General features: G+C 52.4%; 28 protein-coding genes. 25 read left to right on the top strand and 3 right to left on the bottom strand.

Annotation, left to right across the window (positions count from 1 at the left end; translation table 11 throughout):
- The first annotated feature begins 20 nt into the window (after positions 1-20).
- The 3 genes from GWK78_01175 to GWK78_01185 are packed head-to-tail and all read left to right on the top strand — an operon-like array spanning position 21 to position 2,796.
- The gene (locus tag GWK78_01175) at positions 21-1,154 is read left to right on the top strand and encodes a CHAP domain-containing protein (protein QHU93645.1); all 1,134 of its coding nucleotides are present in this window, start codon (positions 21-23) and stop codon (positions 1,152-1,154) included.
- Between the two features lie 59 nt (positions 1,155-1,213).
- Positions 1,214-2,392, top strand: a complete 1,179-nt coding sequence (locus tag GWK78_01180; protein ID QHU93646.1) for a PDZ domain-containing protein — start codon at positions 1,214-1,216, stop codon at positions 2,390-2,392.
- Between the two features lie 23 nt (positions 2,393-2,415).
- A complete protein-coding gene (locus GWK78_01185) occupies positions 2,416-2,796 on the top strand; it encodes a response regulator (GenBank protein ID QHU93647.1) in 381 nt (126 codons plus the stop codon).
- A gap of 122 nt (positions 2,797-2,918) precedes the next feature.
- Here the strand turns inward: GWK78_01185 and GWK78_01190 are convergent, their stop codons facing one another.
- A complete protein-coding gene (locus GWK78_01190) occupies positions 2,919-3,191 on the bottom strand; it encodes a 50S ribosomal protein L27 (protein ID QHU93648.1) in 273 nt (90 codons plus the stop codon).
- Between the two features lie 107 nt (positions 3,192-3,298).
- Here GWK78_01190 and GWK78_01195 point away from each other — a divergent pair, with 107 nt between their 5' ends.
- Positions 3,299-3,982, top strand: a complete 684-nt coding sequence (locus GWK78_01195) for a hypothetical protein (protein QHU93649.1) — start codon at positions 3,299-3,301, stop codon at positions 3,980-3,982.
- Here GWK78_01195 and GWK78_01200 read toward each other — a convergent pair.
- Positions 3,960-5,279 carry a methyltransferase domain-containing protein gene (locus tag GWK78_01200; GenBank protein QHU93650.1) on the bottom strand — a complete coding sequence of 440 codons (1,320 nt, stop codon included), beginning with the start codon at positions 5,277-5,279 and terminating at the stop codon, positions 3,960-3,962. The genes GWK78_01195 and GWK78_01200 overlap by 23 nt on opposite strands.
- 40 nt (positions 5,280-5,319) lie before the next feature.
- On the opposite strand from GWK78_01200, the gene GWK78_01205 reads away from it, so the two are divergent.
- The 8 genes from GWK78_01205 (at position 5,320) to recO (ending at position 10,718) form a co-directional block, all read left to right on the top strand.
- The gene (locus tag GWK78_01205; GenBank protein QHU93651.1) at positions 5,320-6,408 is read left to right on the top strand and encodes a flippase-like domain-containing protein; all 1,089 of its coding nucleotides are present in this window, start codon (positions 5,320-5,322) and stop codon (positions 6,406-6,408) included.
- A complete protein-coding gene (xseA, locus tag GWK78_01210) occupies positions 6,383-7,480 on the top strand; it encodes an exodeoxyribonuclease VII large subunit (GenBank protein QHU93652.1) in 1,098 nt (365 codons plus the stop codon). Before GWK78_01205 ends, xseA begins: the two co-directional genes overlap by 26 nt.
- On the top strand, positions 7,467-7,676 hold the full coding sequence (locus GWK78_01215; protein ID QHU93653.1) for a hypothetical protein: 210 nt from the start codon (positions 7,467-7,469) through the stop codon (positions 7,674-7,676). The genes xseA and GWK78_01215 overlap by 14 nt, the downstream gene beginning before the upstream one ends.
- Positions 7,673-8,197: a hypothetical protein gene (locus tag GWK78_01220; protein ID QHU93654.1), complete on the top strand. Its 525-nt coding sequence runs from the start codon at positions 7,673-7,675 to the stop codon at positions 8,195-8,197. Before GWK78_01215 ends, GWK78_01220 begins: the two co-directional genes overlap by 4 nt.
- 15 nt (positions 8,198-8,212) lie before the next feature.
- A complete protein-coding gene (locus GWK78_01225) occupies positions 8,213-8,881 on the top strand; it encodes a hypothetical protein (protein QHU93655.1) in 669 nt (222 codons plus the stop codon).
- A gap of 84 nt (positions 8,882-8,965) precedes the next feature.
- Positions 8,966-9,679, top strand: a complete 714-nt coding sequence (locus tag GWK78_01230) for a hypothetical protein (protein QHU93656.1) — start codon at positions 8,966-8,968, stop codon at positions 9,677-9,679.
- The gene (locus tag GWK78_01235; protein ID QHU93657.1) at positions 9,676-10,044 is read left to right on the top strand and encodes a response regulator; all 369 of its coding nucleotides are present in this window, start codon (positions 9,676-9,678) and stop codon (positions 10,042-10,044) included. The genes GWK78_01230 and GWK78_01235 overlap by 4 nt, the downstream gene beginning before the upstream one ends.
- On the top strand, positions 10,041-10,718 hold the full coding sequence (gene recO / locus GWK78_01240) for a DNA repair protein RecO (GenBank protein ID QHU93658.1): 678 nt from the start codon (positions 10,041-10,043) through the stop codon (positions 10,716-10,718). Before GWK78_01235 ends, recO begins: the two co-directional genes overlap by 4 nt.
- Here the strand turns inward: recO and GWK78_01245 are convergent.
- Positions 10,696-11,550, bottom strand: coding sequence for a hypothetical protein (locus tag GWK78_01245; GenBank protein QHU93659.1), 855 nt, complete (start codon positions 11,548-11,550; stop codon positions 10,696-10,698). The two genes, recO and GWK78_01245, sit on opposite strands and share 23 nt — an antisense overlap.
- Positions 11,551-11,629: 79 nt before the next feature.
- Between GWK78_01245 and GWK78_01250 the strand changes: the two genes are divergently transcribed.
- From GWK78_01250 to GWK78_01310, 13 genes are all read left to right on the top strand, one after another.
- Entirely contained in the window at positions 11,630-13,252 is a 1,623-nt protein-coding gene (locus GWK78_01250) for a glycine--tRNA ligase (protein QHU93660.1), read from the top strand.
- 44 nt (positions 13,253-13,296) lie between these two features.
- Positions 13,297-13,914, top strand: coding sequence for a hypothetical protein (locus GWK78_01255; GenBank protein ID QHU93661.1), 618 nt, complete (start codon positions 13,297-13,299; stop codon positions 13,912-13,914).
- Between the two features lie 39 nt (positions 13,915-13,953).
- Positions 13,954-14,070 (top strand): hypothetical protein, encoded by a 117-nt coding sequence (locus GWK78_01260; protein QHU93662.1) that lies wholly within the window; start codon positions 13,954-13,956, stop codon positions 14,068-14,070.
- A 172-nt stretch (positions 14,071-14,242) separates the two neighbouring features.
- A complete protein-coding gene (locus GWK78_01265; GenBank protein ID QHU93663.1) occupies positions 14,243-14,854 on the top strand; it encodes an NYN domain-containing protein in 612 nt (203 codons plus the stop codon).
- Between the two features lie 53 nt (positions 14,855-14,907).
- Entirely contained in the window at positions 14,908-15,597 is a 690-nt protein-coding gene (locus GWK78_01270; protein ID QHU93664.1) for a hypothetical protein, read from the top strand.
- Positions 15,598-15,605: 8 nt separating this feature from the next.
- Complete coding sequence (locus GWK78_01275; protein ID QHU93665.1) at positions 15,606-16,091, top strand: NUDIX domain-containing protein; 486 nt, start codon at positions 15,606-15,608, stop codon at positions 16,089-16,091.
- Positions 16,092-16,149: 58 nt separating this feature from the next.
- Positions 16,150-16,377, top strand: coding sequence for an AbrB/MazE/SpoVT family DNA-binding domain-containing protein (locus GWK78_01280; protein QHU93666.1), 228 nt, complete (start codon positions 16,150-16,152; stop codon positions 16,375-16,377).
- Complete coding sequence (locus GWK78_01285) at positions 16,374-16,769, top strand: type II toxin-antitoxin system death-on-curing family toxin (protein ID QHU93667.1); 396 nt, start codon at positions 16,374-16,376, stop codon at positions 16,767-16,769. Before GWK78_01280 ends, GWK78_01285 begins: the two co-directional genes overlap by 4 nt.
- 80 nt (positions 16,770-16,849) lie before the next feature.
- On the top strand, positions 16,850-17,434 hold the full coding sequence (locus GWK78_01290) for a histidine phosphatase family protein (protein QHU93668.1): 585 nt from the start codon (positions 16,850-16,852) through the stop codon (positions 17,432-17,434).
- Between the two features lie 41 nt (positions 17,435-17,475).
- The gene (locus GWK78_01295; GenBank protein QHU93669.1) at positions 17,476-18,141 is read left to right on the top strand and encodes an SDR family NAD(P)-dependent oxidoreductase; all 666 of its coding nucleotides are present in this window, start codon (positions 17,476-17,478) and stop codon (positions 18,139-18,141) included.
- Between the two features lie 26 nt (positions 18,142-18,167).
- Entirely contained in the window at positions 18,168-19,181 is a 1,014-nt protein-coding gene (gene yvcK / locus GWK78_01300) for a uridine diphosphate-N-acetylglucosamine-binding protein YvcK (protein QHU93670.1), read from the top strand.
- The gene (locus GWK78_01305; protein QHU93671.1) at positions 19,178-19,792 is read left to right on the top strand and encodes a hypothetical protein; all 615 of its coding nucleotides are present in this window, start codon (positions 19,178-19,180) and stop codon (positions 19,790-19,792) included. Before yvcK ends, GWK78_01305 begins: the two co-directional genes overlap by 4 nt.
- Complete coding sequence (locus GWK78_01310; protein ID QHU93672.1) at positions 19,773-20,933, top strand: diaminopimelate decarboxylase; 1,161 nt, start codon at positions 19,773-19,775, stop codon at positions 20,931-20,933. The genes GWK78_01305 and GWK78_01310 overlap by 20 nt, the downstream gene beginning before the upstream one ends.
- The last annotated feature ends 47 nt before the right edge of the window (positions 20,934-20,980 follow it).

Consider the following 20,980-nt stretch of genomic DNA (forward strand, 5'->3'; position numbering starts at 1 on the left):
TTGTGCTAAAATAAAAAGCAATGAAGATACGGTCCACCACACCAGTTTCGACATCACGAGCCACACGGGCAGCTCTCGTGGCGGTTAGTGCTGTTGTTTTGGGCGCTGGCGTGTTCCAGCTCGGCCCACACGTATTCGCGCGTGACTATGAAGCGGAAATTAACGCTCTCAACCAACAGGCGCAACAGGCGCAGAACGAGGCCAATCGTCTCGGGACGATGGCAGCGACGCTGGAGGAGGAGCTGGGGCGCATTAACGCGCAGATTGATTCAATCCGAACAGAAATTGCCAAGAGTCAGCAAAAGCACGACGCATTGGTTGCGGAAATTGCTAAGAACAAGCTAGCGATTGAAAAAAACCGCAAGGTCATGGGCAAAATCTTGTCAGATATTTACCTCGATGATCAGATTTCGCCGCTTGAGATGCTGGCTAGCTCCAAGTCGATCGGTGATTATGTCGATAAGCAGGAGCAACGTAGTAGCTTGCGATCGTCGCTGAACGATAAGATCAAGGAAATTAAGGCGCTGCAGGCTAAACTGGAAGAGAATAAAAAGTCAGTTGAGAATGTGCTCAAAGACCAGAAGGCTCAGCAGACACAACTAGCGTCCAAGCAGGCAGAGCAGGCCAAGCTGGTTAACGATACCAAGAATGACCAGAATGCCTATGCAGCCTTGGCAACGCAGCGGAATAACCAAGCAGCGAAACTGCGCGAAGAGCAGGCGGCGGCTAACCGGCGAGCGCTTGGCGGGGTGTCAATCCCGGGTGGTATCCCGGGTGGTGGCGGCTATCCAGGCGTCTGGGCGAATGCACCACTGGATGCTTACGTCGATCCATGGGGCCTATATACGCGCGAATGCGTGAGCTATGTGGCCTGGAAGATCCACAGTACCGGTCGGTTTGTGCCACACTTTGGTGGGGCTGGTAACGCTAATCAGTGGCCATCAACAGCGGCGCGATACGGCATCCAGAGCGGTTCGACACCAAAGGCTGGCGCAGCAGCGGTTATGAATGTTGGCTATTATGGACACGTGATGTACGTCGAGTCGGTTAATGGTGACGGCACAATTACGGTCAGCGACTATAACTTGGCGTGGGACGGTCTGTACCGAAAGTATACGCGTTTAGCCTCGGGCCTAACCTACGTGTATTTTTAATAGCACGATGAGTCAATAAAACCCTCGCATCAGCGGGGGTTTTTGTGTACAATAGATATATGACAGAGCAACGGAGGGTAGGAAGGCGGGCTCGCTTGTTTTTGGGCGGGCTGCTGATTGCGATTGTGAGTTTTGCGGCCGGGACGCGGTCGGATCTGATTATGGCGCAGGTCGGGTCGCTGTTTGGCCTCAGGACGGCGACGGGGTCGCTGGATTTATCAACAGTGCAGCGCGTGTACCGTGAGCTAAAGGCTCATTATGACGGTACGTTGGATGAGCAAGCACTTACACGTGGGGCGGCGCGCGGTATGGTGGCGGCGACGGGCGATCCACACACGGCGTATATGGATCCGGATGAAGCCAAGGAGTTTGAAAAGAGCTTGTCGGGCAATATTGGTGGCGGTATCGGGGCGGAAATTGCCAAGCGGCATAACGTGCCGACGATCATCCGGCCGCTCAAAAATAGCCCAGCTGAAAAGGTGGGCATCAAAGCCGGCGATGTCATCGTCAAGGTTAATGACACGGTGGTGACTGATATGCCGGTTGATCAAGTGGTGCAGCGCATTCGCGGCGATGTTGGCACGACGGTCAAGTTGGTATTGTCGCGTGGTGGCGAACGTAAAGACGTGACAGTGACGCGCGAGAAAGTCGTCGCGCCGGCTGCCGAGTGGAAGATTGATGGTGAGATCGGTATTTTGACAGTGAGCCGTTTCAATGATGACACCGGCAAGCAAGCGCGCCAGGCCGCTGAGGAGTTTCGCTCAGCAGGTGTCAAGAAAGTTATCCTCGACCTCAGGGGAAATCCTGGTGGCACGGTGGCGGCCGCGCAGGCGTTAGCAGGGCTGTGGCTGAATAATCAGGTGGTGATGACCCAACGGCGTGGCGAGCAGGTTATCTCGACGGAGAAATCGACCGGCCAGCCGCTTCTCGGTGATATCAAGACGGTTGTGTTGATTAACGGTGGTAGCGCCAGCGCCAGCGAGATCGTAGCGGGGGCGCTCAAGGATTATGGCAAGGCAACGCTGGTCGGCGAAAAAACCTATGGCAAGGGCAGTGTGCAGCGGCCGATTGATCTGGCGGACGGCTCGGTTCTAAAAGTGACCGAGGCGCACTGGTATACGCCGCATGGCAAGAATATTGACAAGTCGGGTATCGAGCCGGATGTCAAGGTCGAGATGACGACTGGGGCGGCGGATAATGGGCATGACCCACAGTTAGAAAAAGCAAAGAGTGTCTAGACTCAAAAAAGGAGGGCAAGGATATGCAACACAGGAAAAAAATACTATTAGTTGAAGACGATACGGCACTGGCGGCAGTCTATCGGTCACGGCTTGAGCTGGAGGGCTTTGAGATTCGTGAGGTGCATAATGGCGAGGACGCACTGTCGGCAACGGTGGCGTTTCGGCCGGACTTGATCGTACTGGATGCTATGATGCCGAAAATTAGCGGCTTTGACGTACTCGACATCCTGCGCAATACGCCGGAGACGACCAATGTGCGGGTAATCATGCTAACGGCGCTGAGTCAGCAAAAGGACCGAGAGCGGGCAGAGGCGCTCGGAGTAGACGAATATCTCGTCAAGTCACAGGTGGTGATCGGCGACGTGGTAGCGCGAGTAAAGCATCATTTGGGCGTGTCGTAGCTGCCTGGAGAAACTAGCCGCTCAAATACTACTAGCGTAGCGGGATAGGCAGCTAAATGAACGGGTGTAATCAAATGGGTGCAATCTGGACGCCGGGATAGCAGGTCATAGAATAGTGCTGACTAGCCGACGCAAACCTGAGTTCGTCGCTCGGTTTTGCCAGTGAACCTGGTTTTCTTGACTCGCTTAAAGGTGACGACACCAGACTTAGCAGCGTGGATTGTGTAGTTGCGGCTCATGTATGCGCCGTCGCCAGCGACCTTGGTAGCGCCTGTTTGGCGGACGAGTACTTCGCCGGCGTTAACTTTTTGGCCGCCGAAACGCTTGACGCCGAGGCGTTGGCCAGGGTTGTTGTGGATGTTTTTACTTGAGCCACCAGCTTTGACTTTTGACATTGAAACTCCTTAAATTTTCTAAACCTAATCCGTACCAGTATAAGTGACGGCTGATAAAAAGTCAAGGGGCTTTACTTGATTAGGCGGGTGTTATATAACTAGGGGCTATGAACGAGCAGAATATGACGACAATGGAAGCTATTTTCAACAGACGAGTGGATAGAAGAACGGTACTACTGGGTGTCTTGGGTACTGTTGGCGCAGTGGCATTCGGTGGTGCTGTGTACGAATCTCAAGAGAAGCCTCGTGACGGAGAGGCACTCCAAGCATTGCACGCGGTACAGACGGCAGCGGCAGAGGTTGCTGAGCGCGGCGTCAATGGCCAGACAACCTCAGAAGAGACGATCGCAGCGATGATGCAGCGTGAGAGTGGTGCAATGGTAAAGATTGAGGTGGCGCTTTCCGAGCCGCTGGCGCACTATGCTGCGGGCGAGGGGCCGTATGCGTCAATTGGGGCAAATATGGTGGACGGACTATTGAGCCAGATCGGGCGGGAGGTGTTTGCCGATACCGATCAACAGATGACGACGGAAATGGCGAAGCAGGCGCGGCCGGCATTGGCATTTTTGATCATGGCGTTGAATCAGCGGCGGATCGGTCTGGGCGCTAGGGATTTACTAGCAATGTGTCAGCAGTATCATCCGGAGGCGATCACTCCTTCTGCGGCCGAGCAAGCAGCAGAGGCGCGTCAAGCGCAGCTTGATCTTTTGGAAAAGGAGTTGGTGGGTCGTTTGGGACAGCTCGCAGACTATGATCCGGCGTTACGGCTTAACCGTCCGGTGCTCGGGTAGTCCGCAGGATCAGTAATTCGCGGGCGACGACCTGGTCGGGGCGGCGATAGATGAGCGGGATGTGGTTGAGTTGGTGATAGCCAAGTTTTTGGAGATTTTTTATTAGCGGTAAATGAGTGGCCCGGCCGGACGCGTCGTACCACGCTGGCACGGCGATGCATAGCGGCGTGTTTGGGGCTAGCTGCGGACGGATATTAGTGAGGAAGCCGGTGATAATGTGATTACAGTTGCCGGCAACTTCTGCTAGTTTTTGAGGTGCGGGCGGCGCGGAAAAGGGCTGCCCGAGGTAGGTTTCGCAGACGACGGCAGCGAGGTGTGCGCCGTTTAGCCAGCGGTGCGTGGTGGCGTCGGCTTGATGGATATCAATGACGTTGCCAGGCGCGGTGAACGTTGATTGCAGCCACGATAGATTCTCGGCGGTGTAGTCAACCATTTTCTGGCTGAGGTCGGTGCCGACGACGTCGTAACCAGCGAGCAGCGCTTCTTGCAGGACGGTGCCGGTGCCGCAGAAGGGGTCGAGGATTGTCACGGCAGCTCGGCTTCCAGCCGTCTCCTCCACGTCGAATGCATCCGGCAACGCCGTCCGCAGAACCATCGACTTATCGGAGAGGCTGGAATCCGAGCTTGTCACAGAATTGTCGTGTGGTCTTTGACGGGTCAGCGATCCAGCACCCAGCGCTAAATTCAGCATAATCTGCGCCAATTTGGGCGGCAGCATGCCAACGAAGGCGTCGCGCTTGGGGCGATGGCGGTCGCGGCGGGTATAGGCGGTGATATTCTGGACGCCGCGGCTCTCGGCAATGATCAGGCGGCCGCCGGTCGTTTTAACAAGCAGCAGCTCGACTTTATATGGCGAACCACCGAGCTTATTATTGTGTGCGGTGGCAGTGGAGAGAGCGGGCTGATCGTTGGGGATGAGACGGAGGCTGGTCTCAGATTTTTTGAGGGATGATTTGAGGATCAGACCGGTTTTTTGGACATCGCGGGCGCCAACAGCCAGGTTATGGGCGCTGAGACCGAGGGTGATTTTATGCGGCGAGTGCGCCCACTTGGCGTGATAATGCTGGGTGATGAAGCGCGAGGCAGCGAGGAGTGAGGCCTTATCAGTGCGGCTGGCCGGTAGCTCGGTGATCACTTCGGCGCATTTGATGGTGCCGCCCAGGGTAGTGATGTCGAAGTCAGATGTTTGAACTTCGGCAAACTGCTGGCTGATGCGATGAACGCAGTCCGCGCCAAAAACCGCCGCAAGTTCGGCGAGCGAGATCTCTGGCTGGCGACCAAGCAGGGCGATATACATGGTTTGATTATAGCAAAAACTGCGTGATATAATTGACGATATGGTGTCGAAAGGGATACAGCAGTTTTTAGAGGCACTCAAGTCACCGCGGACGATCATGAGTATCGTGACGCTGGCGGTGCTGGTACTGATCATTTTTCTGTCGCGTGCGGAACTGATGCGGGCGTGGGAGCTGCTCGGCCGGGCAAATATCTGGCTATTGATGTTGCTGCTGCCGTTTCAAATTATCGTGTATTTCGCGGGCGGCGAGATGATTTTTGCCTATCTTCGCGACAAAAAACTGATCGGGCATATCTCACGGTTTGAGCAGACGCGGATTGCACTGGAGCTGAATCTGGTTAATCACATTTTTCCGTCAGGCGGCGTCAGCGGTATTTCCTACACGACGTGGCGGATGCACAAGCTCGGCGTCAGCTCGGCGCGCTCGACCTTTGCCCAGGTGATCCGTTACGTGACAGGCTTTCTGTCGTTGATGGTGCTGCTGATTGTGGCGGTGTTAATCTTGTCAATTGACGGGCAGGTGAATCGCTACATCGTGACGTCAAGTTTCTTCTTGGTGCTGGTGGTGCTAGCGCTAACATTTGGGCTGATTTTTATGTTCTCGTCACGAAGGCGTATGCACAACACGGCGGTGCGGATGTCGCGGCTGATCAACGCGGTAGTGCGGTGGGCGACACTGGGCAAGATCAAGCGGCTGCTGGTTTCGACGAAAATCGAAGCGTTTTTTGCTGAGATGCATGATGATTTTGTGGAGCTATCGGAGCACCGGCGCCTACTCATCAAGCCGCTGGTCTGGGGTGCAATATATGCCATTTTCGATGTGTTAATGTTCATCGTAGCCTTTTGGGCGCTGGGCGTGTCGGTCAATCCAGCGGTGCTGATCATCGGCTACGGCGTGGCGGGGCTGGCTAGTCTGGTAGCCTTTACGCCGGGCGGTGCGGGCGTGTACGAAGCGATTATGATCGTTTTCTTGAGTATGACCGGTGTGGCGCCGGACGTTGCCATCGCTGGGATTGTGCTGACGCGGGTGATTTTACTAACGGGGACAATTGTCTTTGGGTATATGTTCTACCAGCACGCGCTGATCAAATATGGGCGGCCGGATGACGACGATGGCGCCGCGGTTTAGCGTTAGTGACTTCGTGGCGGTCGTCAATCAGGTGCTGGAGACCGCTGTCCCGGTTGTTGAGATTGAGGGCGAGGTTGCTGAGTTCACGGTGCGTCAGCAAAAATTTGTCTTTTTTACCCTCAAGGACAGTGAGAGTGCGGTCAATTGTTTCATGATGGCCTGGCAGCTCAGGGCACCAATCGAGGAGGGAATGCGCGTGGTGGTGCGAGCCTCAGCTAAGTTAACTGCCAAGGGTAAGTTTAGCCTAACGGTACAGGAGGTCAAGCCACTGGGTGCGGGTCACCTCAAGCGCAGCGCTGAGTTACTCAGGGCGAAATTAGCGGCCGAAGGGTTGTTTGATACGGAACGGAAGCGTCCCTTGCCGCCATATCCTGCCCGCGTGGCGGTCATTTCCAGCACGCAAGCGGCGGGCTATGCGGATTTTATGAAAATTGCCGGCGAGCGGTGGGGCGGGGTGCAGTTTATCGTTGCTAATATCAAGGTTCAGGGCGACGGCGCGGTTGATCAGGCGGTGCGGGCGATTGCCCACTGTAACCAGCTGGCGGAGCCGCCAGAGGTGATTGTGCTGATTCGCGGCGGCGGTAGCGCGGAGGACCTGGCGAGTTTCAATGATGAATGCTTGGTGCGAGCGGTGGCTGGCAGCCGCGTGCCGGTGCTGACCGGTATTGGGCATGAAATTGACGAAAGTTTGTGCGATCTGGCGGCTGATGTGCGGGCGGCCACGCCGAGTAATGCGGCGCAGTTATTGTTTCCGGATAAGTGTGAGGTGAGGCAGCAATTAGCGCTGCGTCTGGGTAGTGTGGCAGAGGTGATTCAGCGGCAGATTAAGGAGCGGCGTCTATATGCAACAATGTTGCAACAAGCGGCGCTTGAACAGTGGTTACACCGTGTCGAGATTGCCATGAATGCAACATTGTCGCAACAACGAATTATTGCTGAGTACGACCCAGAGATGGCGCTGCGGCGCGGTTACGCGATGATTAGCGGCGACTGCCAGATTGGTAGTATTGTAAAGATTACAACAAAAGATAAGATCATGAAAGCGAGGATTGAGAGTAGTGAAAAACGATAAAACGAATGATAAAACGATTGAGCAAATGATGACAGAACTAAACGAGCGCATCGCGTGGTTTCAGGGCGATGACTTTAACCTGGACGAGGCCAAGCAGCGGTTTATTGAGGCGCGACAGCTGGCGAAAGACATTACGGCAGCGCTGGATAATATGCAGCATGATATCACAGTGCTTGGCGAGGATTTTAGCGCGTGATATGGCTCGCGTGGCTTGGCGGAGCGATTCTGATGATCTTTGCACTGCCAGCACTGATCGGTGCGCCGTATGTGCCGTCACGGTCGCGCGAGGTGCAGCGGCTGTTTGCTGAGGCGCTGCCGCTTGGTAAAGGCGACGTGGTGCTTGATATCGGATCGGGCGACGGTGTGGTGCTGATGGCGGCAGCTCAGCAGGGTGCGCGGGCGATTGGCTATGAGATTAATCCATTCCTGGTGCTAATATCGCGCTGGCGGCTGCGCAAACTACCGGGCGCCCAAGTACACTGGGCGAATATCTGGCGGCAGCCGGTGCTCGACAAGGTGACGGTGATGTATGCCTTTGGTGATGGCCGCGATATCGCAAAAATGTTTCAGCTAGCGGGGCGCCAAGTGGCCGCCCAGACCGAGCCGTTGACTTTCGTGAGCTACGGATTTTCTGTCCCCGGCACGCAACCGACAAAAGAATACCACGGCTATTTTCTCTATCAGCTGCCGGGAGGCTTTACATCGCCCGAAGCATAAGCTATACTGATGCATATGAGTAGAAAAACAGAGATGGAACAGGGATATGTCAATAGCTGGATGATTGTGGCGATTAGCGCGATCGTGCTGTTCGTGGCGGCTGGTAGCGCGGCAATCTGGGCGTACCTGGCATATTCACAGGAGAAAACTGCGGTCGAGAGTCGGATGGCGGTGGCTTCGGCCAAGGCGCGTGAAGAGCAATCAAAGGCTGACCGCGAGAAATTTAATGAAGAAGCCAAAAACCCGCGCATTGAATTCGTCGGCCCCGAGCAGTACGGCCGCGTCTCATTTATGTATCCAAAAACCTGGAGTGTTTACGTAGCGGCTGACGGCAGCGATCGCGGTGATTATAAAGCGTATCTCCACCCGGCTATCGTGCCACCGACGAATACGCATAGTAGCAACCAAAACAAGTTTGCACTGCGCCTCGAGATTCTTAACAGTGACTTCAACAAGACGCTAGATCAGTACGCCAGCCTGCTGAAAAAGGGTGATTTGACCTCAAGTAGCGTCGAATACAACGGTAACACCGCCACGCGCATTGACGGTGCATTTAGTAAGGATCTGCGCGGCTCGGTGGTGCTGATGAAGGTGCGCGACAAGACACTGCGTTTTTCAACCGATGCTGATACGTTCAAGCCAGATTTTGAGGCTATTCTCAAGACAGTGAAATTTGTCCAGTAATTTTCTTGGCTGCGGCTGGTGCGTGAAATGATACGGAGCGGCAGCAGTTCTTTTTGGCGCCTCGGTTTGCTATACTAGAGGTATATGGCGCAGCCACAGTGGAGTGATAAGGAGTTTGCCGCGATGCCGAGCATAGCGGTGGCAGCGCATGAGCTGAAGGCGCCGCTGGCGTTGATTCGGCAGATGAGTTTATTGATCGAGGATGGCCAGCTCAGTCCAGCCGAGGCACAGCAGATGCAGCGGCGGCTGACGCTGACGGCGGAGCGATCGCTGGCTTTGGTACAGGATTTGGCGCATACCGTGAATGTGCAGCCGACGCTGTTTCCACTGGAGCCGGTTAATCCACTGGCGCTGCTAGCCCAATTGGCGCACCAGTCGCGCGACATGCTGCGGCTGTATGACCGGCGGGTGACGTGGCCGCGTACGGGCAAGAAGCGGCTGGTGGTGGCCAACCCATTGCTGCTCGGGCGGATCATGATGAATTTTCTCGATAATGCGATGCGCTATAGCGAGGCTGGGGCCGCAATTCGCGTGACTGTTCGCCAGGCAGGGACGATGGTACGGCTGGGCGTACGGGATTTTGGGCCGATGATGAGCCTGGCTGAGTATCGGCGGCTGGTGGATGAGATGACTACGCGTAAATCAGTCAGAACCCGACCGGACAGTAGTGGCCTCGGCGTGTATATCGCTGCAACGTTCGCGCGGGCGATGGGCGGGCAGATCGGGCTGATACGCCACCGAGACGGACTGACGTTTTATGTTGATGTGCCGCTCAGCGAGCAGATGAGCTTATTATGAAAAAACTCCTGATCATCGAGGATGACCCGCAGTGGGCGGCGGTGCTGGAGCGGTATGCGCTGGAGGCGGGGTATACGGCCCGGACAGTGGTGGCGGCTGGACAGGCGATAGCGATGCTTGATGAGTGGCGGCCGGATGGCTTGGTGCTTGATATGTTGCTGGCGGGTGAGACGGGAATGGCACTACTGAATGAGCTGCAAAGCCATGAGGACCTGGCGCGGCTGCCGGTGGTGGTGTGTAGTAATGTAGTGCTTGAGCTGGATCAGCTGCGGCCGTTTGGGGTGCGGGCGGTGCTTGATAAGGCGCGAATGACGCCTGATGAGGTGCGGGCGGCGCTGGGGGCGCTTCGCGAGGAGGCGGAATGAAAGACGACGAGCGGCTCAAGGCGATTGTGCTACGGCGGACGGATTACGCCGAGGCTGATCGAGTGCTGCAGCTACTAACGCCCCAGGGGCGGCGGGCGGTGATCGCCAAGGGGGTGCGTCGTGAGCGGAGTAAGCTGGCCGGTGGCATTGAACTATTGGCGCTGTGCGATGTGGTGATTCGTTCGGGCCGCGGCGAGCTGGGACTGCTGACCAGTGCTAGGCTCAGCGCGTTTTATCGGCATATCCTCGAGGATTATGAGCGGATGCAGTTCGCTTACCAGGCGCTCAAGCTGGTGGCGCAGGCGACCGAGACCGTTGATGGGCCGGAGTGGTTCGCGGTGCTCAGTCAGGTGTTGGCGTGGCTTGATCGGCCGGCGGTTGATCGACTACTGGTCGAGACGTGGTTTTATATGCAGTACGCCGGGCTGCTGGGCGACGAGCTTAATCTACGCACCGACGTGGCCGGGCGGACGCTCACGAGCGATAAATCATACATGTACGATCCAAGCGAAAAGGTCCTAAGGCCAAGCGAACAGGGTGACCTAACGGCCGATCATATCAAGCTGCTGCGCCTCATCCAAGCCAAGCCGCTAGAAAATCTCACCCACATTGGTGGCCTCGGCCCGGTCATCGCTAGTTGCTGGCTGGTGACTAGGCAGCATGCGGCGGTGTAACTGTGTCTTGTAGAGCATGCTTTACAATTGCTTTCCGTAGGGGGGAGAAGGCAGATTCCATGAAAGTATTAGGGTTTTGCCCGGACTCAATATCCGACTGATTAAGCTTGGTGAGTATGTTATGTGTTGAAATATCGGGGTTCTCTTCGGGGTTAATCTCTATCTCTTCCGAGTATTGGCCACGGAAATATTCAATCTCATGTAAATAGGACTCCTTGCAATATTCCACCTCGAGATCTGGCTTACTTATTTTGATAATCTCATCGGCACATTCCCAGAGCAGGGCAACCGCGCTTCTTTTAGCGTTGTCATCAAATCGACCCATCGCGGCGAGATCGCGTAACGTGCGCGCTAGGAATATTTTATTGAGGACGGAACTAAAAGAAATATCTGTTCTTTTGGTCTGACTGGCGTAAACACTGTGAGCATCTTCTAGTGCTTGATCTAGGAAGGCCACCTTTACTTGGTCGGACACTTTACTGGTGCAGGCAGAGTCAAAATTACGCTTTGCCGAGAGAAAAGTATTGTGTTCATAGGGGGTGATGAGTCCTGAGAGTTGATCTCTGAGTAGCATCCATTGCCCAAAGTATTCTCTAATTTTACCTTGCTCCTGAGCTGTTAGCGGGCTTGTGGAACTAAAAGCAGCGAAACCAGTGACGCGGATCCCTTCGGCGACTATGCTTCTAGCTCTATCATCCGCCCCTTCGTATTTATCAGAAATTTCTAGTAACCTACGGACCTCTTCCAGTGAGTATTCCTGGGGGTGACGTATTACAGGGAAATCTGGAAAAATTTTATCTGTAGACGATGTTCTGTACTGTTCCTGACTCATAACACCATTGATACTCCCTACGTGCGATTGTTGCACAATAAATAGCGACCGTCAAGCATGCTATAATAAGCCTCAGTTAATGAATCGTCGCGTTGCCAACGCGGAGAAAGGGAAGACTGTGAGTACTACAAAAATGGAAGATATTATCAGCCTATGCAAGCGCCGCGGCTTTATTTATCAGGGGTCGGACGTTTATGGTGGTCTTTCTGGCACTTGGGATTACGGTCCGCTGGGTGTGCAGTTGAAGCGTAATATCATGAATTTGTGGTGGCGTCGGTTTGTTGACGAGCGCGACGACATGTACGGCGTCGATGCAGCAATTTTGATGAATCAGAAGGTGTGGCAGGCGAGCGGGCATGTGGATACGTTTTCTGACCCATTGGTGGAGTGTAACCACTGCAAGGCGCGTTTTCGTGAAGACCATCTACTCAAAGATCAACAGGAAAAGCTGGACGAGTACGAAGCCCTCACCGACAAGATCCAATGGTATCGCGAGCATGCCACGGCACCGAATTTTTATGACGAGATCAAGGAAAAAGAGCCCGAGTTGTTCAAGAAAATACTAGACATGGAGCTTGGCCCAAGTGAGATTGACCTCGAGGAGGCCAGCGATTTTGGGCTGAAAGAATGGCCGCATGTGCTAAGAGTGATTAAATGTCCTAACTGTGGTACGCGAGGTGATTTTAGTGAGCCGCGACAGTTTAACATGATGTTCAAGACATTTGTCGGTGCTAGCGGGCAAAATGAGCTGGCGATTGATGAGTTGACGGGGGGCGCCGATGGTAGGCGTAGCCTTAATGGCATGAAGGCGATTACCTACGATCCACAGTCGATTTCTTACCTCCGTCCGGAAACCGCTCAGGGAATTTTTACCAATTTCAAAAACGTCGTCGATAGTTTCTATCCTAATTTGCCGTTTGGCATCGCTCAGCAGGGTAAGGCGTTTCGTAATGAAATTGCGCCGCGTGATTTTGTCTTCCGCTCTCGCGAGTTCGAGCAGATGGAGATTGAATATTTCGTGAATCCTGAGCATTGGCAAGAGGCGTTTGATGAATTGCTGGCGGCGACGCATGCGTTCTTGGCAGAGCTGGGCTTGAAGCCAGAGCACATCCACGAGCTGGACGTGCCAGCGGAGGATCGGGCGCACTACAGCAAAAAGACGATCGACATTGAGTACGATTATCCAATTGGCCGCGAGGAGTTGATGGGCATTGCCTATCGCACCGATTTTGACCTGATGAACATCCAGCGCGCCAGCGGCAAAAGCATGGAGTACACCGTCAAGGGAACGAACACAAAATTTGTTCCGCACGTCATCGAGCCGTCGTTTGGCGTGGAGCGGGCGCTGATGGCGGTGCTATCGAGCGCGTACCGTGAGGACGAGCAGAACGGTGAAAAGCGTGTGTATTTGGCGCTGCCAGAGCACTTGGCACCAGTCAAATTTGCCGTTTCGCCGCTGCTCAAGAACAAGCCAGAATTGGTAGAAAAAGCCCGCGAAGTCTACGCCGCACTTGCCAAAGCCAACCCCGGCCGAGTGATGTGGGACGACAACGGCAACATCGGCAAACGCTACCGCCGCCAAGACGAAATCGGCACGCCGCACTGTGTGGTCATCGACTTCCAGACGCTGGAGGACGGCACCGTCACCGTGCGTGAGCGGGATACGACGGAGCAGCGGCGGGTGAAGGTTGAGGAGCTGTAGATACTAGACATGAAAAAGCAAATTGGGTTTAAGGAGATAAAAGATTGATAAAAAGTAGACCTGAGTTTGATAAAATTACATCGTTTGACGAGTTTAATAAATACTATTGGTATCGTGAAGAAATTTCACAGATATGCAAGTCATTAGGATTAGAGTACAAAGGTACAAAACAGGAACTCAATTATATTATAGAGCAATACTTTAAGGGCAATTTGATTAAAAAATCACCAATAAAAAATGAAAAGAAACAAGTTGAAAATATTACTCTAGATATGCCATTACTTGAATGTGGGTTTTCCTTTAACACAAAATTTAGAGAATATTTCTCCGCCGTAACAGGTATTACACCTTTTAAATTTACTGCTAATATGGCAACAGCTTGGAGAAAAGTAAAAAGAGAAAATGATTTGAGTTTTACAATTCAAGATATGCTAAAAGTTTATTATGGGAAATCAAATTATGCCAAGTATGATAATTCGGTTTGTCAATGGAATCAATTTTTAAAGGATTTCTGTGCAGACGAAAATAGTCGCAACTATTCGAACAAATTAAAAGTAGCTTCTATTCTTTGGAAAGAAGTTAGAAATTCAAAAAGTGAAAAAATTTATTCAAAAAATCTTTTGACTGAATATGTCGGTAAAATAAAAGAGTATCACGAGTAGGTAATTTCCAACTTGTTAACACCCAATAAGCAGTTAATAATGGATATTGGAAAGACAAAATATACTGTAAATCTACATTTCAAACAAGGAACAGGCGAAACCTTCCCAAACTGGGATTTGGCGGGCGGTGGTATGGATTTTGGCGAGACAATATGAATCGTTACTGAAACTCGAGCTACCTGAAGAAGTTGGCTATAAGGGCGATTTGCGTTATCAGCTGTTTGACGCGTCGTAAATATTGATTTATACGCACATCTCTGCTAATATAATACGTACAGCACCTCGACTTGGGTTCGTCCCCGTCGAGGTTTTTGGTATAATAAGGTGTATGAAGAGGGTATATGTCGATGGTCAAAATTTTTTGTATAAAGCTGCCGAGGTTTTGATTGAGCATGGCAAAATATCTTCAAAGGACGAACTAACTAAGATTGATATTAGGTCGCTTGTCGAAAATATCGTTGGCGTCGGTGTGGGAATTGTGTTTTATGGCGCTAAAGTACAGGTTCGCAGAGATCTTGACGATTCAATTCTAGAGAAAACAACGCGTTTTTCGGATGTGGCGCGACGGTTAAGAAATACTTTGAAAAATCAAAACATTACTTTCAACGAAGTCGGTAAATTAAAAGTGCGTGATAGCGATGTGTGTCATAACTGTCAACACAGAGATCTGCGTATGCAAGAAAAGGGTGTTGATGTTGGTATTGCGGTGGATATTGTCGTTGATTCATTAAGCGGACTGGTTGATGAGGTTATACTGGTAAGCTCAGATACTGATTTGCTGCCAGCTATTCGGGTTGCGAAAGCTCGGGGTATAAAAGTTACGTATATTGGCTTTAGTGATAAAATGACAAGAGCTATTATAGCAAGAGCTGATGCTAGCGAAGTAATTCGCAACCAAGAAATTATTAATGCGTTTGATGTATATAATAATATGCAATAAATAGCGCGTATATCGTTGGCAGATTTGTTTTTACAGCGTAGAATAATAGCTATATGACAAAAATACTCGCAATAATCTCCACCCACGGCAACGAATTATTAGGTCCAAATCTGCTGGCGTATATGCTCGCCAAACGGTCTAAACTGTTGGAAAATATGGAGTTCATCATGGCTAATCCGCGCGCTTACGCAAAGAATGTGCGCTATACTGAATCGGATCTAAATAGGAGCTACGGACTTGGTCTGGACACTTATGAGGGTCGGCGTGCGAAGATTATTGAGGAGCGGATTCGGTTACTGAAGCCGGAGTTGGTATTGGATTTTCATACGACCACTGCCGAGCAGCCAGATATTTTGATAACGGCAGATAAAGATAATGAAATAGTGCAGAGGTTTATCAACTCTAGCGCTGTAAAAAACATTCTGGTGGTTGAGCCGCTTAATGACATCACGACGGTGGTGCCGAATTTTGTGGCTTATGAGGTGTCTAATTCACACCTGAATGATGATTTGTACAAGCAGATATGCACTGATATAGAAAGATACTTGGATGGGAAGATGATTGACCAGGAGCGAGTCTTTTATAAGATGGTAGGGAAAATTCTGCCGGAGGAAGAAAAGAGCGTAACTAGTCTTGAAAACTTCGTTTATAACGATGAGCTGCAGGCTATTCCGGCGTTCCTTGGCGAGGAGGCGTATAGACAGGACGGTACTTATGCTGGGTTTAGGCTAAAAGTGTTATAATTGTCCCTATGACAAAACTTACCAACGGGCATCTCGTTACACAAGATTCAGTCGGAATGACTCGCCACGATTACCTATACCGTATCTCGCTCAAAGCGCTAATTTATAACGACGCTGGGCAAATTTTGGTCGTTAAGGAAATCAATCGGACGTATTGGGATTTGCCGGGCGGAGGCATGGATTATGATGAGGATTTTGAATCATCGCTGAAACGCGAGTTGTACGAAGAAGTCGGCTATAAGGGCAATTTGCGTTATCAACTCTTTGACGCGTCGGACGAGATGTACATTGAGCGGATTGATGCCAATCAAATCTGTTTTTATTGCCGTGTCTGGCCGGAGAATTTTGACTTTGTGCCAGGTGAAGAGGGTGACGAAGTAATGTTTATCGACCCTGAGGAGTTGTTGCTCCAGGAAAGTGAGGTTGACGCACCAGCTCGAGCGTATGGGGCGCATATGAAATGGCAGGAGCTGCATAGCGAAATCGTGCGGTAAATATTGATTTGGTTTCGCTAATATTGCAATAAAATTATAATTTTGTTATAATATTTGCATGACAATCACTACAATTCAGAAGGTTATCAAGATTGGTTCGAGCCGCGGCGTGACGTTGCCGGCGCGGGATTTGCGGGCGCTAGGGATTCGCGATGGTGACGAGGTGCGATTAACGGTTGAGCAGGTAAAGTCAATCGAGCAGGCAGATAAGCTGCTACTCAGCCAGGAATACGATGATTTCAAAAAGCAGTACGGCGAAACGCTGAAAAACTTGGCAGACCGATGATTCGCTATCTGGAGATTGACGAAATTCTAGAGCTGCATTTTTGGATAATTGAGGATTTTGGTGGCTCGCATGGCGTACGCGATGAACTGGGGCTAAAGTCGCTGGTGGCTGCGCCGCAAACAGTTGTTTTTGGTGAGGAGCAATATGTGTCAGTTCACGAAAGGGCGGCGGTTTATTTGCGTAATTGTATAGCAGACCATATCTTTACCGATGGCAATAAGCGCACGGCGGTGACGATTGCTGGTATCTTTTTGGCGAGAAATGGCTGGAGAATGACCGCGGCGGCTATTGAACTAGAAAATTTTGCTGTCCGCGTCGCGACTGATCATCTCGATATTGATGCGATTGCTGATTGGCTGGAGCGTCATTCGCGGGACGTATCGATGGTTTGATAACAAGGAATTTTAGTGGTTGGTAAGTAGGGTTTCTATGAGGTTTCTTGCCGCCCGATAGAGATGATATACTAAGGTTCATGACTACTATCTATATCGCTCGCCACGGCCAGAATGAAGACAATGTGCGCGGAATTTTGAACGGCCATCGCGACCTGCCGCTGACTGATTTGGGACGCCAGCAAGCGTGGCAATTGGCGCGGCACATTAAGGATAGGGAACTAATTTTTGACGCGGTGTATGCATCGCCGCTTGGTCGAGCTTTCGAGACGGCAGCGATTGTAGCGGCGGCGCTGGGTCTTGCCGAGCCGATAGTTCACAACGATTTAATCGAGCGTGATTTTGGCGTTATGACTGGTAAGCCGGTCGCTGATATTGAGGAAATTTGTGCGCCGGACATCATCAAAGCAGAAAACGTGACCTATTTTTTACATCCTGACGGCGCTGAGACTTTTCCTGAGTTATTGGCTCGCGGCCAGCGGATGCTTGATTTAGTGGCGCGTCAACACCCAGATCAAACGGTGTTGTTGGCTTGTCATGGCGATATTGGCAAAATGATATATGCTGCGGCAACCAGCACGCCATGGCGGCAGGTCTTAACCGATTTTTACTTTGGCAATACGGATATTATCGGTCCAGTCGAAATAAATGTGCCATTATCTTGAAGATATTTTACACGTGTCAACTATATTGCTATAATAACCACATGCATATTATTCTTGGTGGGACGAGTGGGCTTGGACTGGAGATGGCGCGGCAGCTCAGAGAAAGCGGTAAGCGCGTGCTGGTGCTGGGGAAGACGCATAACGCCCAGGAACACGGCGAGGGTTCCCAATTGGATGTGTATTATCCCGAGCAAGTGGAGGCAGCGCCGGCGCGGATTGAGCAGATGCTGGGTGGCGATGATATTGAACAATTTGTGTGGGCAGCGGGTTATGGCTGGCGTGGTGATTTCGAGGATCAGCCTGATGCGCGCCCCATGGCGGAAGTGAATTTTGCTGGTCCATTGCCACTGGTGCAGTGGGCGTGGCATAGGATGGCGCAGCAGCAGATACGCTCTACGCTGACGGTGATTGGCTCAACCAGCAGCATCAAAGCTCGCGGGGATGAAGCCGTGTATGTAGCGACCAAGCACGCCCAGGCGGGGCTGGCCCGTAGCTTGGCCCTGCAGGCGGACGAGCAGCATTTACCGATTCGTGTAGCGCTGTTCTTGCCCGGGGCGATGAAAACACCGTTTTGGCGGGGACATCAGCCGGATGATTATGCTTTCTTCAATGACCCAGCCAAGGTGGCTGAGCATATATTGACCGCCGTTAACACGCAGTACCAGACATTCCTCGAATGGCCACTACCAAAGGGCACGTTGGTCTAGCCTCGCTGAAGTGCTATAATGCGGGCATGACATACGAATTGAATAGAGAATATTTTGGAGTAAAAATTGTAGTAATCGGCGGCGGAACTGGTAGTTTCACGCTGCTGTCGGGTTTAAAAAAATATACCCATAGTATCACGGCGCTGGTTAACATGGTTGACGACGGTGGCTCGACAGGCATGCTGCGCGACGAGCTGGGCGTGTTGCCGGCGGGTGATGTGCGGCAATGCCTGGTGGCGCTGAGCAGTTCGCCAAAGGTACGCGACCTGTTCAATTACCGGTTCGACGAGGGTAGCATGAAGGGGCATGCATTTGGTAATTTGTTCATGGCAGCGCTGGAAAAGATGACGGGGAGTTTTTCGCAAGCGGTCGAGACAGCCAGCGAGGTGCTCGGTGTGAACGGACGGGTGTTTCCGATTACACTGGACGACACCAAGTTATCGCTGAGGCTGCGTGACGGTACGGTCGTTGAGGGCGAGCATGCTATTGAGGTGACGAATATTCCAGGTGATGAGCGGCCGTGGCTGGAACTCAGCCCACCAGCAACGATTAATCCGCATGCTCGGCAAGCGATTCTGGATGCTGACCTCGTGGTGGTAGCGCCGGGGTTATTGTACGGTAGTTTGGCGCCAGCGCTACTGGTGCGCGGCGTGACGCGGGCTTTGGCTGAGACCAAGGCCAAGAAGGTGTACGTCTGTAATCTGGTGACCAAGCCGACGCAGACTGATGGCTTTACAGTGGCGGACTTTGTCGATGAAATTGAGCGGTTTGCTGGGGTGAGCATGGATTATGTGCTGTATAACAATTATCGTCCGCCACAGGAACTGCTTGATAAATACGCGCACAATGGTGAATATTTGGTGGAATGGGACGAGGCGGAACTCAAGAAAAAGCATTACTACGCCTCGGGCAAGCACCTGATCGCTAATGGCATTCGTCAGCATAATAAAAAGGCCGATCCGCTGGCGGCGCTGCGTAGTCTGATCCGTCACGACAGCGATAAAATCGCGCGAGAACTAATGAGGATTTACTTTTCATGAGTTTGAATCTGTTTCTTGATCTTGATCGCACCTTGTTTCGGACAAGTGATTTGGACGAGGCAGAGTGGGGGCTGCTTGGGCAGCAATTTGGCATTGACAGTAAGGCAGAGCTGGCTCGGCGGACGGACTTTTATGTGTGTGACGAGACGGCGTATTATTATGATTTTGCGGCGCACGTACGGGCGGCAGGACTTGGTGAGGAAGCAGTGTTCGCGTTTCTCCTCCAGTCAGAGCTGGCTGATGGGCGAATGGAGTATGACGGAGTGGCTGAGGTGGTAGCCTGGGCCGGGCAGCGCGGAACGGTACATGTCCTGACGTATGGGCCAGCGAATTACCAGCAGTTCAAGGCGGCGCTGTGTCCGTCGCTTGAAGGGGCGGAGATCATTACCACACTGCAGTCGAAAGGCGAGTATTTCCGCGAGCAGTACCTCACTGGTGAGGTATGGATGGTTGATGATAAGCCAATCGGCAGCGATCTGCCTGATGGCGTGCGGTTTATCCAGACAGTTGAGTACAATGATATTACGGCGCCAGAGCATCCAGCGTGGCCAGTAGCGACAGCATTGAGCCAGATTCCTGGTATAATTGGCAATGATGAACTTTCCAATTGATCAACTGCCTGAGGTGCTTGATACGCCGAGTTTTGTGTACTCGCGGCGGATGCTACGGGAACGGGCTCAGCAGGCGCTGGCGTGCCAGGTGCCGTTCGGCTTGACGGTGCGTTACGCCACCAAGGCAAATTCGCACCCCGAAATTATACGGCTGTTTGATGAGCTGGGGCTGCAATTTGATGCCAGCTCAAGCTACGAGGTGGCGCTGCTGCTCGAGCAGGGGGTGAGCGGCCCAACGATCAGCCTCTCCAGCCAGCAGCCGGCGCATAACCTCGATGAGCTGCTCCGGGCTGGCGTGCGCTACGTGGCGACGTCGCTTCGTCAATTAGAGCTGTTTGCGGCCAGTCCATACTGCCCAAATACGGTGGGCCTGCGGCTCAATCCTGGCATGGGCTCGGGGCATAATAATCGGACGATGACCGGTGGGGTTAATTCTAGCTTTGGGCTGTGGCATGCCTATACCGAGCAGGCAGTGGAGCTAGCGAGGCGTCACGACATAACGATTGATCGGCTGCATATTCACATTGGCTCGGGTGCTGATCCGCGGTTGTGGGGCGAGGCGATGGACGCAGCGCTGGCGCTGGTTGGGCGACTGCCGGAGGTGACTATTCTGGATATTGGCGGTGGCTTTAAGGTGCATCGGTTTGGTGATGAGCAAGAGGCGGATCTGGCGGCAATTTGCGAGGTGTTTTCTCGGAAATTATCTCAGTTCGCTGAGGAAACCGGGCGGCAATTACACCTAGAAATTGAGCCGGGAACGTGGCTGGTGGCGCATACTGGCGTGCTAGTAGCAGAGGTGGTGGATATCGTGGATACTGGTGCGGATGGCCATACGTTTTTGCGCCTCGATACCGGCATGAATGACGTCACCCGGCCGGGGATGTATGGCGCGCAGCACGAGATGATGGTACTCGCGGGTCGCGAGGAGCAGCGAGAGTACATCGTGGTGGGGCATTGCTGTGAGACGGGCGATATCCTGACACCAGCGCCCAGCAACCCAGAGAATCTCGCATCGCGGCAGCTGGCTCGGGCGGAGATCGGCGATAAGCTAGTGATCTTTGACGCCGGGGCGTATTGCCAGAGTATGTCGCTGAAACAGTATAATGCGTATCCTGACGCCGGCACGTATTTTATTGACTAAATATACATCATCTGTTATAATAGCCCAGTTTGATAACGAACTGAATT

Source organism: Candidatus Saccharibacteria bacterium oral taxon 488 (genome assembly GCA_010202845.1).
Taxonomy (GTDB): domain Bacteria; phylum Patescibacteriota; class Saccharimonadia; order Saccharimonadales; family Saccharimonadaceae; genus Nanosynbacter.